The sequence below is a fragment of the Methylobacterium gnaphalii genome (assembly GCF_007992215.1).
Classification (GTDB): Bacteria; Pseudomonadota; Alphaproteobacteria; order Rhizobiales; family Beijerinckiaceae; genus Methylobacterium; species Methylobacterium gnaphalii.
On sequence record NZ_BJZV01000019.1, the window covers coordinates 1 to 13,014 of the forward strand.

The window sequence follows — 13,014 nt, forward strand, 5'->3', positions numbered from 1 at the left end:
GCCGGCAGCGCAGATCCAACCAACCGACGGCCGCGAGCGCGCCGAGAACCGGTCGTTGCCCGTCGCTTCAGCGAGGTTCACCTGAGACTGCGCCTTGGCGACTTCCATCGCCGCATTGATCGCTGCCACGTCACGGGCGGCCAACGCTTGTTCAAGTTCGGCTTGTGCAGCCGCTTTCGCTGCCGGGTCCGGCACGAGCCGATCCACCAAGATTTTCGCGGTGTCCGCCACCGACGGGAGAACCGCACCGATCGCTGGCCCGATTCCGCCCGTCAGCGCGCCTCCGAGAATGCTTCCGATGAAGCCGCCAGCTCCGCTTGCCGTGGATCAGACCTTCTTGATGGGGAATGCGATGCGCAGGCGTTCGGCCATGCGGGCGAGGAGGCCAGGTTTGGGTTCGGCCGGCGCGACGGGTGTCGGCACCGGAACGGGCTGGATCTTGTCGATGGCAGCGGCAGTGGGGTCTGTCCGCGCGCCGCCGAGCGGAATTGGTTCCGGGATCGGCAGCTTCGCGGTGCCGATCGGAACGGGATCGCGCGCCGGCAGAGGCGCGGCAGGGATCGGCTGGGCAACCACCTGGTCCGGCGACCATGGCGTGTCGGGGATCGCCTTCCAGTGCGCGAAGCGAGCCGCCAGCTTGTCGTCGTAGGCGTTCTTCGCGTAGCTCGGCCCATTCCAGCCGCGAGCCACGAGCTTCCATTCGTGAGCCTTCAGGTTGGCCGCCAGCCCCATCGCCTTGATCAGCATCACGGTCGCGGTGAGCTGCGCACCCTCAGAGGCCGCCATGGCCACCACCATGTCCTGCGGACTGGCGAAGCCGCTTTGGGCGTAGTTCTCGCCAAGGATCTGCGTGAGGCCCCACGAGGCCGACAGGCACGCCGCGCGTTCATCGATCGCCAGCGCCTGCGCCAGGCGCGGATAGCTGTCGGTCGGATAGTTGCCGGGCTTCCACTTCTCATAGGCGAGGCCGAGCGACACGGCGCGCGTGCGCTTCTCACCCGACAGGTTGCGGTAGAAGACGTGCGGCTCGAACAGCTGCTTAGGCCGACGCAACTTGTCGAAGCCCGAGCCGCCTGACTCCACGTCGATGATCGCGTGCATCTCGTCTTCGCCGACGCCGACCAAGTGGCCAGCGGCCGGGAGATCCTGGTCTTGCATCTTGATCGCCGCACCGACGAAGCCGGCGGCACGCAGGCGCGCGAACGCGTCTGCCGGGGCAGTGGCCATTTCAGATCCTCACGATGTCAAAGAGCGCTCGGCCTCACCCGGCCGGCTGAGAGCGCAACGTTTCTGCAATATTCGCTGCGTAGGCTCGGCCCACCGCTAAGCCTTCGGCTGACTTGGTATGGGCGGCCGCGCGTAAAACCACGCGACCGGCACGCTAAGCCCGCTCTCTGATTTGACTGTCGGCCTGCGAAAACTAATTACTCCCTTCGCGCCACGAGGCGGCGAATCATCAAGGAGCACGGAAGGTGCCTCAAGAGGCTTTGGCGACCGAACTCTGCACGGTCATACTTTCGGATATTCTGGCGTCTGGCGCACAAACGCAGGCTGAGGTCCGCGAGGCCGCGCAAGGCAGTCTCTCCACCCTCTTGAATGAGTTCCACGCCGTCGGGGTGATCCCGGCCCTGGGCGACACCAACCAAATGTCCGTCTTTATCAACGGGCCGAAGCTCTGCATCGAGCTGCCGGTTTCTCTCTGTGCGCCCCGCACGCGCTGTACCATCTAGCGAAGCTACCCGACCCGCTCCAGGCTCGCCGTCTGCACCGGGAACTAGGTCGTCATCCCAGAGCTGTTCACGCCCATCAGCGTCGTGAGCGGTGAGAACTCAGGATCGCAGAGCATCACGGTGCCGACATCGCCCACTATGAACTCAGGCGGGATGCCGGCGCGGTTCGCGATGCGGACACGGTCGCCATTCTGGAACGGGGCTGCGCCCTGCCGGCGCGCGAACTCGGCGTGGACGTGATCGGCAATCGCCTCGGGCGTGTCGAGCGTGGTCTCTTCGACCTTGGTCTGTCTGAGCGTGAGCATCATGCGGCTCCAGGAAGCGGCCACTGGCCGGAAAGATCACCCTTCGAGACCTGAGCAGCGCGCCATAGGCTCTCGTCGACCTCGTCGGCGCTGAAGCCGAACACGTCCTTCAGTTGCAGGAGCTGCGCGCGCAGGACGTTGTTCGCGTATTCCAGCCGTTCCTTGGCGACCTTGCCGAGCATGGCTTCAGCCGGCGTCGTGGATGCGACGAGCGCGTTCACCTTCGCGGTTACGTCATCGATCCGGCCCCAGAGGGTTAAGGCGACGCGCCAGTCCGAGAGCGTGGGGTTATCGAGCACCGTAGCCGGCGCTGCCGCGATCGGAACGTCGAGCGCGCGCAAGGCGTCCCACAAGATCAGCCCATCGCGCGGTGTGATCTCCAGCGTGGCCGGCCCCTCGATGTGAGCAAGCTCTTCGCCGTCGAGCAGTGTGACAGAGACCTGTCCATCAGGGAGGTAATGAGCGTCCATCAGGCAACCTCGAACAGAATGCTGGCCGTGATCCGCGCACCGGTCACGATGTTGGCTGTGAAGTCGTTCTTGACGATCGCGAGCGTGCTGGAGCCGGGCGATGTAGAGGCAACTTGTCCGAAGCCGTTGACTGCCAGTTCTCGACCTAAGCCATAGAATAATCCGGTCGCATTGAACGGCATGTTGACATTTAGGCCTTGTCTGCTCGCGGTTCCGGCATTGTTGATCGTAATATCAACCGCAAGGTAGCAGAGCTTCGTGTTGATGAGCTGATACTTGGCTGAATTGACCGTGGCCGATCCGATTGTTCCGCCGGTCGCCGAGGGCGTCGGGCTGTAGGAGGTCATGCCCCCGCTGGAGAGGCCGAGGGCTGCGAAGACTTCCGCAGCGTTGTTCTTGGTCAGCAGGCTTCGGCCGAAGGCATTCGTGGACAAGGCCGCGATGGCCTCGAGGTTGGTCGCATAATACATGCTGAGATGTCAGCAATTTGTGACGCAGCAAGGAATGGCTCTTCAATAAAAAACTCCACGCTGTATTGCACTACCTTCCCGTGCCATCTTTGTGCAAAACATATAGTTGCAAGCGGCGTCACAAATGTAGTCTATCTGGAGCCCTATCCAAAAAGCTATGCGGAACGTCTACACAGCGACTCAATATCTGTCGACGGGTCTTCGGACCCGAACAAGGTTGAATTTAAGCCGTTTATTGGCATATCTCCTTTTAGGTATAGAGATCTATTTGAGAAGGGAAAAAGAAAGGACGAAATGGGCGAGGCTCGCAAATGGGTCTCTGAGCCTAGACGTCCAATGATCGATATAGTGTCGGCCATACACCTAAGTGCCGAAGATAATGTGATCGCTGAATTGGGCCGTCTGATCGTATCAACGACTTCAGATCACACTAAGACGGTCGAGGCTGTCTCTGACCCAAAAAGCGATAGCGGGCCCGTTCTAACCGGTACGTCGAGTTAGTTTTGGCAGGAACTCTTACGCTGCCAGTAACCCTTCCACTTCCGGGAAACCGGATGCTTGAGCGCCGCTTCCGTCATCATGAGGTACTGGACGCCGTTGCTCTTGCGGCGGTGATCCTATTTTCCCCGCAGCACGAGCGCTGACTTAGCTACAGGATGGGCGGCTCAGGCGCGATTGCCCTCCGACTCCACGCCAATGCCACGTCTGCGACCACCTGGGATGTAAAAGAGGGAAACATCACGCGGGGGCGGGGTTCGCCTTAGAGCCCACGTCGGGCTTTGGAGTTCGCCATGGCCGATCTATCCGACACCCATCGAAGCCCGGTAACACCGGCTGAGGACCTTCGCACGATCGCCCTTCACCATATCTCATGGGGCGCAATTTTAGGTGGCGTGTTCATCGCGCTGATCCTCCAGCTGATCCTCAGTCTCCTTGGGCTTGGCCTAGGCCTGACCAGCGTCAGCGCCACGGAAGGCGGCAATCCTGCTGCGAGCACGCTCTCGATCAGCGCCGGTGTCTGGTGGGTGATCTCAGGCATCATCGCGGCCGCAGCAGGCGGCTACACGGCTGGGCGTCTATCCGGAAAACCGGTCGAATCGACCGCCGGTTATCACGGCCTGATCTCCTGGGCCGTAACCACCTTCGTCGTGATCTACCTGCTGACGTCGTCGCTCGGCGGCTTGGTCGGGGGCGCCTTCAGTACCGTATCGAGTGCGGTGAGCAGCGTTGCGAGCGGTGCAGGCAGCGTCGCGTCTGGCGCAGGAAGCGCCGCTAAGACAGCAGTTCAGGCAGCCGGCCCGTCGATGCCGAACCTGCCGAACCCAATGACTGAAATTGAGAGCAGGGTGCGCGGTGCTTCTGGCGGACAGGACCCGGCAGCCTTGCGCGATCAAGCCGTTACGGCTGTTCGCGATGCATTGTCCGGCGATCCGGACAAGCAGCAGGCGGCGAAGGATAAGGCAGCCGAGGCGATCGCCAAGGCGCAAGGCATCCCGCAGGACCAAGCCAAGCAACAGGTTCAGCAGTACCAGGATCAGTACAACAAGGCGGTTGCTGACGCCAAGGAACAGGCAAAACAGACGGCTGAGGCGACGCGTAAGGCGGCTGCCCAGGGCGCCCTTTACGCTGCACTAGCCCTCCTCATTGGAGCGGCTGCTTCGTTCTTGGCTGGCCGCGCTGGCGCGGTCAATCCGACGCTGACCGGTGGTGTCACAGCGACGCGGCGAGTCTGAGCGATCCGTCGGCACGTTACTTCCGTGGAAAGGCGCCAGGATCCGGCGCCTTTCCCTTGCTAGCGAGGCTTACGCGCCCGTCGCACCCTCGACGTTGATCTTCTCGGCGATCTTCGACAACAGCGCGTCAGCCTTTTTCTCCTCCTGCAGAGTTTGGTCGAGCAGCTTGGCTGCATCGGTGTAGCCGAGCTGAGTTGCCCACGTTTTGAGGGTGCCATAGCGCGAGATCTCGTAGTGCTCGACGGCCTGGGCGCAGGCGGCCAGCACCGCATCTGCTGCCGGCGTCTCACCGAAATCCTCGAGATCCTCTTCCATTTCAGAGGTGATGCCCTGCATAGCCTCGCAGGTCTTCGCCCGCGCTGACTTGCCGATCAGTTCGAAGACCTGCTGCAGCCGCTCGACCTGCACCGCACTCTCCTCGCCATGTGTGACGAAGGCCTGACGCAGTTCCTCGTGCTCGGCTGCCTTCGCCGACTTCTTAAGGGCTTTCACCGACTGCTTCTCGGCCCAATAGACGTCCTTCAGGGTCTCATAAAAGGCGTCACTCAGGGTTTTCTGCTTGGCGGCCATATCGTCAGTCCTTGTGTTCCATCGCGGTCGTACTGGATGCGGTTCTGGCCACATCCGCGCCACAAGAACGTATTGGCTCCCGAGTGGCTCCTCGGGTCATCCTCACAATATTTTACTGGCAGCCGGAACCGGAAATAGGTCGGGTGCTTCTGTGTATATATGACCTGCGAGGCGCCATGCTCCCGAATATTTCTCACGAAGATCTAGGATTTCCGTCCGCTCCAGGAGCTTATAAGTTCAAGGACGCCACAGTGCATGTAGAAAGCAGGCACCTCAAGGCTTGGTCTGAGCAGCCCCAGGCCATCTTTTCGACGATTTTGCTTACGGCAGTTGGCGAAAAATCTTTGAAGTTTGCTCTTGGAACTCTAGAAATTAAGTGAATTCTTTACGAGCAACGATGTATCTTTTGGTATTGGTAGAACCCGACTCGGCGCAGAATTTGGATGGTGGCTCTAGCGGCCACCTCCAGCCGTATTTCTCTTCAACCCCCATTAAATCGCAACTTGCGGGCCGGTTTGTAACGGCAAATCGTCTCGCCGCTTCGCCTCCTACACGGCCGGCAGCTTTTTGAAGGCGATCTTTTCCAGCCATTCACGCTTCTGCGCGAGGCTTGGTCCGACGCCGTAGCGCGGCCGGTGATACTTGTGACCCATCAACGCCGCAGCGAGCTTGTCGGGCGCCTCCACGGCCGTAAGCCGATCCTCGAAGGTATGGCGAAGCGAGTAGAGGGTCTGGCCGTCCTCGCGCAGCAGCTTCTTGCTGTCGAGGAACTTGTTGACGAGCGCGGAGAGGCTGTCGGACTTGTGCCGGTACCGCGGGAACCCGTCCGGCTGCAGCTTCATCGCCTCCAGCGCCACGCCGACCAGTGGGATGTCGCGCTCCGACTGCTCGGTCTTCATCTTGCGCCCGTTCGGCCGAACCATGACGTGCGGAACGGCCGCGTCGAGCTTGATCGTTTCGCGGGTCAGGTTGCAGGCTTCCGACAGCCGCAGGCCGGTCTCCGAGATCAGGTAGAGCACCCGCCGCGCCTCGTCGTTCAACCCGTCGAGTGCGCCGTCCTTCAGCAGCTCGTCCTGAACGAACTTGGGATCGAAGGCGACGCGCTGGCCGGTGGTGCCGCCCTCGATCCGCATCTGCGCGAAGATCGGCCCGATCTGCATCTGGTGTGCGTGCTCGACCTTGCGGAGCATCTTGTTGAGGTGGCCGATGTCCTTGTTGGCCGTCTCGATCTCCATATCCTCGGCGATCACGCGGGCCTGCCACCATCGTTGGAAGTCGAGAGCATCGGCCCGGGTCAACTGGGCGACCGCCTTGTTCCCGACGACCTTGATGAAGTTGGCGATCGCGCGCTTTTTCGGGTTGCGCCACTTCCGGAGCTGATCCTCGGACATGGTTCGCAGAGACGCCTTCATCAGCGTCTCGAACTCGTCGAACAGGCCGGTTAGTTCGAGCGCCGGCGCCGGCACTGTGCCAAGCAGCGCGGCCTCGGCTGGCTTGTCGTCGATCACGTTGCGGGCGGCGAGCGCCTCGAAGCGCTGGAGGATCTCCTCGATCGGCCGCTGCGAGACCTCGACGGCGCTGATGTACTCGAACCCCAGGCGGCGGGCGTCGCGCCGGACCTTGTCGTAACGGGCGCGGGCAGCAACGGCATCGCCACGCAGGCCGTCGCGCCAATAGGCTTCGAGCTCAGAGTTGATTCGAGCGGCAGCGCGCGCTGCGCGCACCTTCCTCGGATCGTCGATGACGCGGATCTTGGTGGACTGCCGGATGACACCGCGCGGGTCGAACTCGGCGAAGGCGGCCGGCACCCGCCGGGCGTAGTGCCAGATGCCGGCGCGAGCCGTGAGGTAATCGGCGAGGTCGGACATCCAGCAACAGCCTGTTGGACGAAACGTTGGACGATTTCATGCCCTATGAGGGCACGATCGGCCAACTACGACCTTCAACCTACTGTGTTTGCTTGCAAATTTGAGTTGGACGTTGGCGGAAGGGGTGGGATTCGAACCCACGGTGGAGTTGCCCCCACGGCGGTTTTCAAGACCGCTGCCTTAAACCACTCGGCCACCCTTCCGATCCGGACGACACCGGAGCCGCGATCGAGCCCCGCAGCCGGGGGCTTGTAGCGGACAACCGCGCCGCTCGGAAACCAAAACCGCGAGAAATTCTCAAGTACCCCGCAGGCGCGTCAGGCGGTCGAGCAGGGCGCGGTCGTGGAGCAGTGCCATGCGCTCCTTCGGCGCGAGCCAGGCCGCTGCCTCGCCGAGCGTGTCGGCCTCGACGATCTTGGCCTGGGCCAGCGCCTGGTCGGCATCGATGCTGCCGCGCGGGCGGGCCGTGGCCGGCGGCAGCATGGCGGCGTGGTCGTGGGCCAGGCGCGGATCGGCGTGCAGGGCGGCGAGGGCGTCTACGTCGTCGAAACCCTGCCGGGCATTGCGGGCGGCAAGCTCGCCGGCGCGCTGTGCCACCGCGGGCGGGGTGTGCTCCTCGGGGGTGCCGAGCAGGCCGAAGCGCTTGAGGGCGAGGCCCCAGGCGAGCTGACCGCTCGCCCAGGAGATCGGGATCGCCAGCACCAGGCCGAGGATTGTGGGCGACATCCAGAGGAAGAGCGAGGTGGCGATGGCGAAGGCGGCACCGCCTGTGAGCAGGCCGAGCACCGTGTGCCAGCGGTGGCGGCGTATGATGTCGGAGAGCGGGATCGAACCGTCGTCGCGCCGCTGCGGGTTCCAGCCGGTATCCTGGCCGGCGAGGATGCGGAAGACCGAGCCCGACTGGATCAGCATCGCGATCGGCGCGATCAGCGCCGAGAGCAGGATCTCGATGAGGAACGACAGCACGAGCCGGACGGCGCCCCCGGAATCCCGCCGCGTCGCGCCGTCGATCAGCGCGAGCAGCAGCCCCAGGAATTTAGGGGCGAGCAGGATGCCCATGGTCAGCCCGAAGAGCTGGAGAGCGCGCACCGAATCGAAGCGCGGCCAGACCGGGGTCAGGCCAAACTCGGCGGAAAAGTATTCGGGGCGCACCCAGGCCGTCTGCAGCACCAGGGCGATACCGATGACGAGCTGGGCGAGCCAGAGCGGCGAGGCGAGGTAGCCCATGATGCCGGTGGCGAAGTGCTGGCGCGAGGGCAGGGCGAGGCCGGCCGCGCCGATCACCCGCGCATGCTGCAGATTTCCCTGCGCCCAGCGCCGGTCGCGCACGGAGAGGTCGATCAGGGTCGGCGGGCTCTCCTCGTAAGAGCCGCCCAGCAGCGGCAGCATGGTGACGCCCCAGCCGGCACGCCGGATCAGGGCCGCCTCGACGAAGTCGTGGCTGAGCACGTGGCCGCCGAAGGGCGGGCGGCCCTCGAGATCGGGCAGGCCGCAGGCCTCGGCGAAGGCCCGCGTCCGAATGATCGCGTTGTGGCCCCAGTAATTGCCGTCGCGGCCCGACCAGATCGTCAGGCCGGTGGCGATCACCGGCCCGTAGATTCGCGCGGCGAATTGCTGGACACGGGCGAACAGCGTGTTGCGGTTGATGATCAGGGGCAGGCTCTGGATGATGCCGGCATCCGGATCGGCCTCCATCGCCGCGGCCAGCCCAGTGATGCAGGCACCCGAGAGGAGGCTGTCCGCGTCGAGCACCAGCATGTGGTCGTAGGCGCCGCCCCAGCGGGTGACGAAGTCGCCGATATTGCCGGCCTTGCGGTGATGGTTCTTCGGACGGTGGCGATAGTAGAGCCGGGCATCCGGCCCGAGTTCGTCGCGCAAGCGCAGGAAGGCGCGCTCCTCGGCGATCCAGGCATCGGCCTGGGTGCTGTCCGACAGGACGAACCAGTCGAAATGCTTGCCAAGGCCGGTGGCCTCGACCTCCTCGCGCATGGCCTGGACGGCCGCGAAGGTGCGCGCGGTCGCCTCGTTATAGACCGGCATGACCACGGCCGTCCGGGTCGACAGGCTCGCCGGGACACCTCCCGTGCTGCGGGTCCGCAGCAGCGCGAAGAAGCCGAGGATCGCGGCGGTGAAGGCCAACGCGATCCAGGAGAAGGTGAGGGTGAACAGCCCGAGCAGCACGTATTGCAGCGCGGTCGCGGCGCCCGAGACCGAGATTACCTCGTACATCTGCCATGTGCCGTAGGCGGTCAGCGCTGCGGCTCCGCCGAACACGAAAACGCGTGCGGCGTAAGGCCGGGGCTCCGGCCGCAACGGCACCCGCCGCGCCGACCGGTCCCAGCGGGTGAGGTCCTGGACCGGCATGGCGAGGGGCGCCTCCGGCGGCATGGCCGGCCGGAACCCAACCCGCTCGTGTTCGGCGGAGGGCGAGGGTTGACGGGGAGCCGGCGCGGCATCGGCGAGGGTCATGGCGTCCGTCATCGAGGCTTCCAGGAGGCGGTCGCGGGCATCATCCGGTCCAGCGATAGAGCCAAGTCTCGCTCACTTGGCGCTCGCCTGCCTTGAGGGCGAGACGCAATTCGCTCGCCGGCTGCCCGCCGGCATCGAGCTCGAACACGACCCGTACGGTGCGGCGTTCGGGATAGGGGTAGATCGCTTGCCGGGTGATCGTGCCGGGACTGGCGATCAGGAGCGTGCGCAACTCGGGCACCGCCCCGTCCTGGCCGGCGAACAGGATGTCGCCGGTGAAGTCGACGAGGAACAGCCGGCGGGCGGCGCTGGAGCCGCGCCCGCTGCGGCTGTTGCCGACCACCGCCAGGGCAGGCTGGTCAGGCGACGGGTCCGGCGCCTGCCAGCACCAGGTCTGGCGATAGCGGAAGCGCGCCTCGCCGTTGGCCGGGATCACCGCCCGGGGACGCCAATAGGCGATAACGTTCTCGTTGACCTCCGAATCGCTCGGGATCTCGAGGAGCGTCACCGCCCCCGGCCCCCAGATCGCGTTGCCGTCGCCGCCTTCCGCCTCCAGGGGCTCGATCCAGAGCGAGGGCCGCCATTCCCAGTGCTGCACGTCGTCCTGGAAGGCGGCGTAGTCGCGGGTGCGCTGCATCAGGCCGAAGCCGTCCGGACCGTCGTCGACAAAGGAGGAGATCTGCAGCGCCTGCGGGTTGTTCACCGGACGCCAGATCGCCTCGCCGCTGCCGTTGCGGATCTGCAGGCCGCCGGAGCTGTAAGCGGCGGCGCGGGCATCGTCGACGCCGCGGCGGCCGACCGGGCCGAACAGGTAGCTGGTCTGCGCGCCGCCGAGGCCGAGATGGTCGATCGCCGCGCGGGTGAAGATAGACCCCTCCACCTCGACCACCGAGGCATCGCCCGGCTTCAGCGTCATGCGTAGCGCTGCCGAGCAGGACTCGGCGTCGAGCAGGGCATGGAGCACCAGGGGCGCCCCGTCTTTGCCCGGCCGCTCGATGAAGAAGGCCCGCCACCGGGAGAAATCCTCGCCGCGCGCATCGGCCGGGCGCAGCATCAGGGCGCGGGCGGTGAGGCCGAAACCCTGGCCGCGGGCGATCACGCGGAAGAAGGAGACGCCCTGGAAGCTCGCGAAATCGGTAAGCTCGCCGCCGCCGAAACGCGCACGCAGGCGAAAACCGGAAAAACCCGGATCCGTCTGGCCGGGATCGGGCAGGGCGATGCCGTCGGCCGCGAAGCGGTCGCGGGCATAGGGCACCGGGCGCACGACCCCGTCCTCGATCAGGAAGAGCTGAACGCGGTCGGTATAGACCGAGCCGCGATGCAGGGGCTCGACGGCGAAGTCGAGCCCGGCATCGCCCCAGACCGCGGCGCCCGGCGCCGTGCGGATCCCGGCATATTGCTCCCGCGTCAGGTTCTTGAGGACGTCCGGCAGGCCGTCCGCGCGCTGGGCTATGTAGGGCTGCCGCGCAAGGGCCCGCGCGAGGTCGGGCACGGTCGAGGCGGCGAAGGGCGTGCCGGCGGCAGGCATGGCGGGCGGCGTCTGCTGCGCAAGGGCCGGCCCGACTCCGGCCATGGCTCCCGCAACGAGGCCGGCCGCGGTCCGCAGGACGTCACGGCGGCTGTGTCCGGCATCGGCACCGACCCGCTCGTACGGCTCATGCTCGGAAAGTCCGGCGGAAGGATGCGTCATGCCCTCGTCGATGCAAAATGGAGATGGGGCGGGATCGGTCAGGTCGTTACGAAGCAACGCCTGAACCCGGGCTTAAGGTTGCGGTCTCCCCATCGGGTCGCGCGGCCTTTTCCGCAAGCCCGGCGATCGGTTACATGCCGCCGACGCCGAGGGAACGGGACAGCGGATGACGAATCTGGGAGCAGGGCAGGGGATGGGCGCGCGCGGCTTTGCAGCAATCGTCCTTGCCGCCGGCAAGGGAACGCGCATGCGCTCCGATCTGCCAAAGGTGCTGCACGCCATCGCCGGGCGCAGCATGCTCGGCCACGTGCTCGCCGCCGTGCAGGAGGCCGGCGCCACACGCGTCGACGTGGTGATCGAGCCCGGCCGCGCCGACGTCGCCGGCGAAGTCGAACGGCAGGCGCCGGGCGCGCAGGTCCACCCGCAGGTCGAGCGGCTCGGCACCGCCCATGCGGCCCTCCAGGCCTGCGCGGCGCTCGAGACCGGCAGCGACGTGATCATCGCCTTCGGCGACACCCCGCTCGTCACCGCGGAGACGTTTCGTCGGCTCAGCGAAGCCCTGTCTCACGGCGCAGCCATCGCCGTGCTGGCCTTCGATGCCGCCGATCCGAAGGGCTACGGCCGGGTTCTCACCGAGGGTGGCCAGGTCGTCGCGATCCGCGAGGAGAAGGACGCGTCGGAGGAGGAGCGGCGGACCCACCTTTCCAATGCCGGGCTGATGGCGCTCTCAGGCAGTCATGCCCTGCGGCTCCTGACCCGCATCGGCAACGACAATGTGGCGGGCGAGTACTACCTCACCGACGCGGTCGCCTTGGCCGTCGAGGAAGGGCTGCGCGTCGCCGTGGTCTCGATCGACGAGGCCGAGGCGCAGGGCGTCAACGACCGCGTGCAGCTCTCGGTGGCCGAGGCCGCGATCCAGGGCCGCCTGCGCCGCGCGGCGCAGCTCGGCGGTGCCACGCTGGTCGCGCCGGAGACGGTGTTTCTCGCCGCCGATACGGTGATCGGCCGCGACGTGGTGATCGAGCCGCATGTGGTCTTCGGTCCCGGCGTGCGCATCGGCGACAGCTGCCTGATCCGCGCCTTCTCGCATCTGGTCGAGTGCCGCCTGGAGCGCGGCGTCGATATCGGCCCGCATGTACGCCTGCGCGGCGGCGCGGTGCTGGAGGAGGGCGTCCATCTCGGCAATTTCGTCGAGCTGAAGAACGCGCATATGCATGCCGGCTCGAAGGCCGCACACCTGACCTATCTCGGCGATTCCGAGATTGGCGCACGGGCGAATATCGGCGCCGGCACCATCACCTGCAATTACGACGGGGTGAGCAAGCACCGCACGAGCATCGGGGAGAACGCCTTCATCGGCTCGAATTCCGCCATCGTCGCGCCGGTCACGATCGGGGCGGGTGCCCTGATCGGGGCGGGCTCGGTGATCGTGCGCGACGTGCCGGCCGATGCGCTGGCCGTCGCACGCGGGCGCCAGACCACCTTGGAAGGCCTCGCCAAATCGAAGCGCGCAACAATGCTCGCTGCCAAGGCTGCCAAGGCGAAGACGCCCGCGCCGTAGTCGCGCGGCGCGGCATCGCTGGCACTGTGGCGCTTCGATCCGCTACAAGCCGGCTCGATAGCCTGACGCATGAGGCCCGAACCTTGCGCGTGAGGTCGATCGAGGCGGCGTGCCGTCCCGTTGCGGGACGATGCGGCGTCGCGGTTGC

The 13,014-nt window shown here is 65.6% G+C and carries 13 protein-coding genes, 1 tRNA gene and 1 pseudogene; 4 read left to right on the forward strand and 11 right to left on the reverse strand.

Features of this window, described 5'->3' with window-relative positions:
- Both MGN01_RS16225 and MGN01_RS16230 read right to left on the reverse strand, forming a co-directional pair.
- Positions 1 to 231 (reverse strand): 3TM-type holin (locus MGN01_RS16225; protein ID WP_280178549.1); only part of this gene is annotated, 231 nt, incomplete at its 3' end.
- A gap of 96 nt (positions 232 to 327) precedes the next feature.
- The gene (locus MGN01_RS16230; RefSeq protein ID WP_147047874.1) at positions 328 to 1,227 is read right to left on the reverse strand and encodes an N-acetylmuramidase family protein; all 900 of its coding nucleotides are present in this window, start codon (positions 1,225 to 1,227) and stop codon (positions 328 to 330) included.
- A 245-nt stretch (positions 1,228 to 1,472) separates the two neighbouring features.
- Between MGN01_RS16230 and MGN01_RS16235 the strand changes: the two genes are divergently transcribed.
- On the forward strand, positions 1,473 to 1,730 hold the full coding sequence (locus MGN01_RS16235) for a hypothetical protein (RefSeq protein WP_147047875.1): 258 nt from the start codon (positions 1,473 to 1,475) through the stop codon (positions 1,728 to 1,730).
- 44 nt (positions 1,731 to 1,774) lie between these two features.
- Here MGN01_RS16235 and MGN01_RS16240 read toward each other — a convergent pair whose 3' ends face one another.
- From MGN01_RS16240 to MGN01_RS24175, 3 genes are read right to left on the reverse strand one after another with little or no spacing between them, the layout of a single operon-like run.
- The gene (locus tag MGN01_RS16240; protein ID WP_238258259.1) at positions 1,775 to 2,038 is read right to left on the reverse strand and encodes a hypothetical protein; all 264 of its coding nucleotides are present in this window, start codon (positions 2,036 to 2,038) and stop codon (positions 1,775 to 1,777) included.
- Positions 2,035 to 2,505: a hypothetical protein gene (locus MGN01_RS16245; RefSeq protein ID WP_147047876.1), complete on the reverse strand. Its 471-nt coding sequence runs from the start codon at positions 2,503 to 2,505 to the stop codon at positions 2,035 to 2,037. The genes MGN01_RS16240 and MGN01_RS16245 overlap by 4 nt, the downstream gene beginning before the upstream one ends.
- Positions 2,505 to 2,975 carry a hypothetical protein gene (locus MGN01_RS24175; RefSeq protein ID WP_238258261.1) on the reverse strand — a complete coding sequence of 157 codons (471 nt, stop codon included), beginning with the start codon at positions 2,973 to 2,975 and terminating at the stop codon, positions 2,505 to 2,507. The genes MGN01_RS16245 and MGN01_RS24175 overlap by 1 nt, the downstream gene beginning before the upstream one ends.
- A 6-nt stretch (positions 2,976 to 2,981) precedes the next feature.
- On the opposite strand from MGN01_RS24175, the gene MGN01_RS16250 reads away from it, so the two are divergent.
- Complete coding sequence (locus MGN01_RS16250; RefSeq protein WP_238258263.1) at positions 2,982 to 3,476, forward strand: cytidine/deoxycytidylate deaminase family protein; 495 nt, start codon at positions 2,982 to 2,984, stop codon at positions 3,474 to 3,476.
- On the opposite strand, the pseudogene MGN01_RS24180 reads toward MGN01_RS16250, so the two are convergent.
- Positions 3,473 to 3,592 (reverse strand): annotated as a pseudogene (locus MGN01_RS24180) (IS1595 family transposase); the annotation flags it as partial. The gene MGN01_RS16250 and the pseudogene MGN01_RS24180 sit on opposite strands and share 4 nt — an antisense overlap.
- A gap of 174 nt (positions 3,593 to 3,766) precedes the next feature.
- Between MGN01_RS24180 and MGN01_RS16260 the strand changes: the two are divergent.
- On the forward strand, positions 3,767 to 4,708 hold the full coding sequence (locus MGN01_RS16260) for a PhnA-like protein (RefSeq protein ID WP_147047877.1): 942 nt from the start codon (positions 3,767 to 3,769) through the stop codon (positions 4,706 to 4,708).
- A 69-nt stretch (positions 4,709 to 4,777) separates the two neighbouring features.
- On the opposite strand, the gene MGN01_RS16265 is transcribed toward MGN01_RS16260, so the two are convergent.
- The 5 genes from MGN01_RS16265 to MGN01_RS16285 all read right to left on the reverse strand — a co-directional run bounded on the left by MGN01_RS16265 (position 4,778) and on the right by MGN01_RS16285 (position 11,305).
- The gene (locus MGN01_RS16265) at positions 4,778 to 5,278 is read right to left on the reverse strand and encodes a YciE/YciF ferroxidase family protein (protein ID WP_147047878.1); all 501 of its coding nucleotides are present in this window, start codon (positions 5,276 to 5,278) and stop codon (positions 4,778 to 4,780) included.
- Between the two features lie 548 nt (positions 5,279 to 5,826).
- On the reverse strand, positions 5,827 to 7,146 hold the full coding sequence (locus tag MGN01_RS16270) for a tyrosine-type recombinase/integrase (protein ID WP_147047879.1): 1,320 nt from the start codon (positions 7,144 to 7,146) through the stop codon (positions 5,827 to 5,829).
- A 113-nt stretch (positions 7,147 to 7,259) separates the two neighbouring features.
- A tRNA-Ser gene (locus tag MGN01_RS16275) sits at positions 7,260 to 7,349 on the reverse strand.
- A gap of 94 nt (positions 7,350 to 7,443) precedes the next feature.
- Positions 7,444 to 9,627 (reverse strand): glucans biosynthesis glucosyltransferase MdoH, encoded by a 2,184-nt coding sequence (gene mdoH, locus MGN01_RS16280; protein ID WP_280178550.1) that lies wholly within the window; start codon positions 9,625 to 9,627, stop codon positions 7,444 to 7,446.
- A 28-nt stretch (positions 9,628 to 9,655) separates the two neighbouring features.
- Entirely contained in the window at positions 9,656 to 11,305 is a 1,650-nt protein-coding gene (locus tag MGN01_RS16285) for an OpgD/OpgG family glucan biosynthesis protein (protein WP_147047880.1), read from the reverse strand.
- A 166-nt stretch (positions 11,306 to 11,471) separates the two neighbouring features.
- On the opposite strand from MGN01_RS16285, the gene glmU reads away from it, so the two are divergent.
- Positions 11,472 to 12,866, forward strand: a complete 1,395-nt coding sequence (gene glmU / locus MGN01_RS16290) for a bifunctional UDP-N-acetylglucosamine diphosphorylase/glucosamine-1-phosphate N-acetyltransferase GlmU (RefSeq protein ID WP_238258265.1) — start codon at positions 11,472 to 11,474, stop codon at positions 12,864 to 12,866.
- Positions 12,867 to 13,014 lie beyond the last annotated feature (148 nt).

Excerpts from the sequence above, each read along its gene's own strand:
- MGN01_RS16270 (WP_147047879.1), bottom strand. The coding sequence starts at position 7,146 with ATGTCCGACCTCGCCGATTACCTCACGGCTCGCGCCGGCATCTGGCAC.
- MGN01_RS16245 (WP_147047876.1), bottom strand. The coding sequence starts at position 2,505 with ATGGACGCTCATTACCTCCCTGATGGACAGGTCTCTGTCACACTGCTC.
- mdoH (WP_280178550.1), bottom strand. The coding sequence starts at position 9,627 with ATGACGGACGCCATGACCCTCGCCGATGCCGCGCCGGCTCCCCGTCAA.
- MGN01_RS16260 (WP_147047877.1), top strand. The coding sequence starts at position 3,767 with ATGGCCGATCTATCCGACACCCATCGAAGCCCGGTAACACCGGCTGAG.
- glmU (WP_238258265.1), top strand. The coding sequence starts at position 11,472 with ATGACGAATCTGGGAGCAGGGCAGGGGATGGGCGCGCGCGGCTTTGCA.
- MGN01_RS24175 (WP_238258261.1), bottom strand. The coding sequence starts at position 2,975 with ATGTATTATGCGACCAACCTCGAGGCCATCGCGGCCTTGTCCACGAAT.
- MGN01_RS16285 (WP_147047880.1), bottom strand. The coding sequence starts at position 11,305 with ATGACGCATCCTTCCGCCGGACTTTCCGAGCATGAGCCGTACGAGCGG.
- MGN01_RS16230 (WP_147047874.1), bottom strand. The coding sequence starts at position 1,227 with ATGGCCACTGCCCCGGCAGACGCGTTCGCGCGCCTGCGTGCCGCCGGC.
- MGN01_RS16265 (WP_147047878.1), bottom strand. The coding sequence starts at position 5,278 with ATGGCCGCCAAGCAGAAAACCCTGAGTGACGCCTTTTATGAGACCCTG.
- MGN01_RS16240 (WP_238258259.1), bottom strand. The coding sequence starts at position 2,038 with ATGATGCTCACGCTCAGACAGACCAAGGTCGAAGAGACCACGCTCGAC.
- MGN01_RS16250 (WP_238258263.1), top strand. The coding sequence starts at position 2,982 with ATGTCAGCAATTTGTGACGCAGCAAGGAATGGCTCTTCAATAAAAAAC.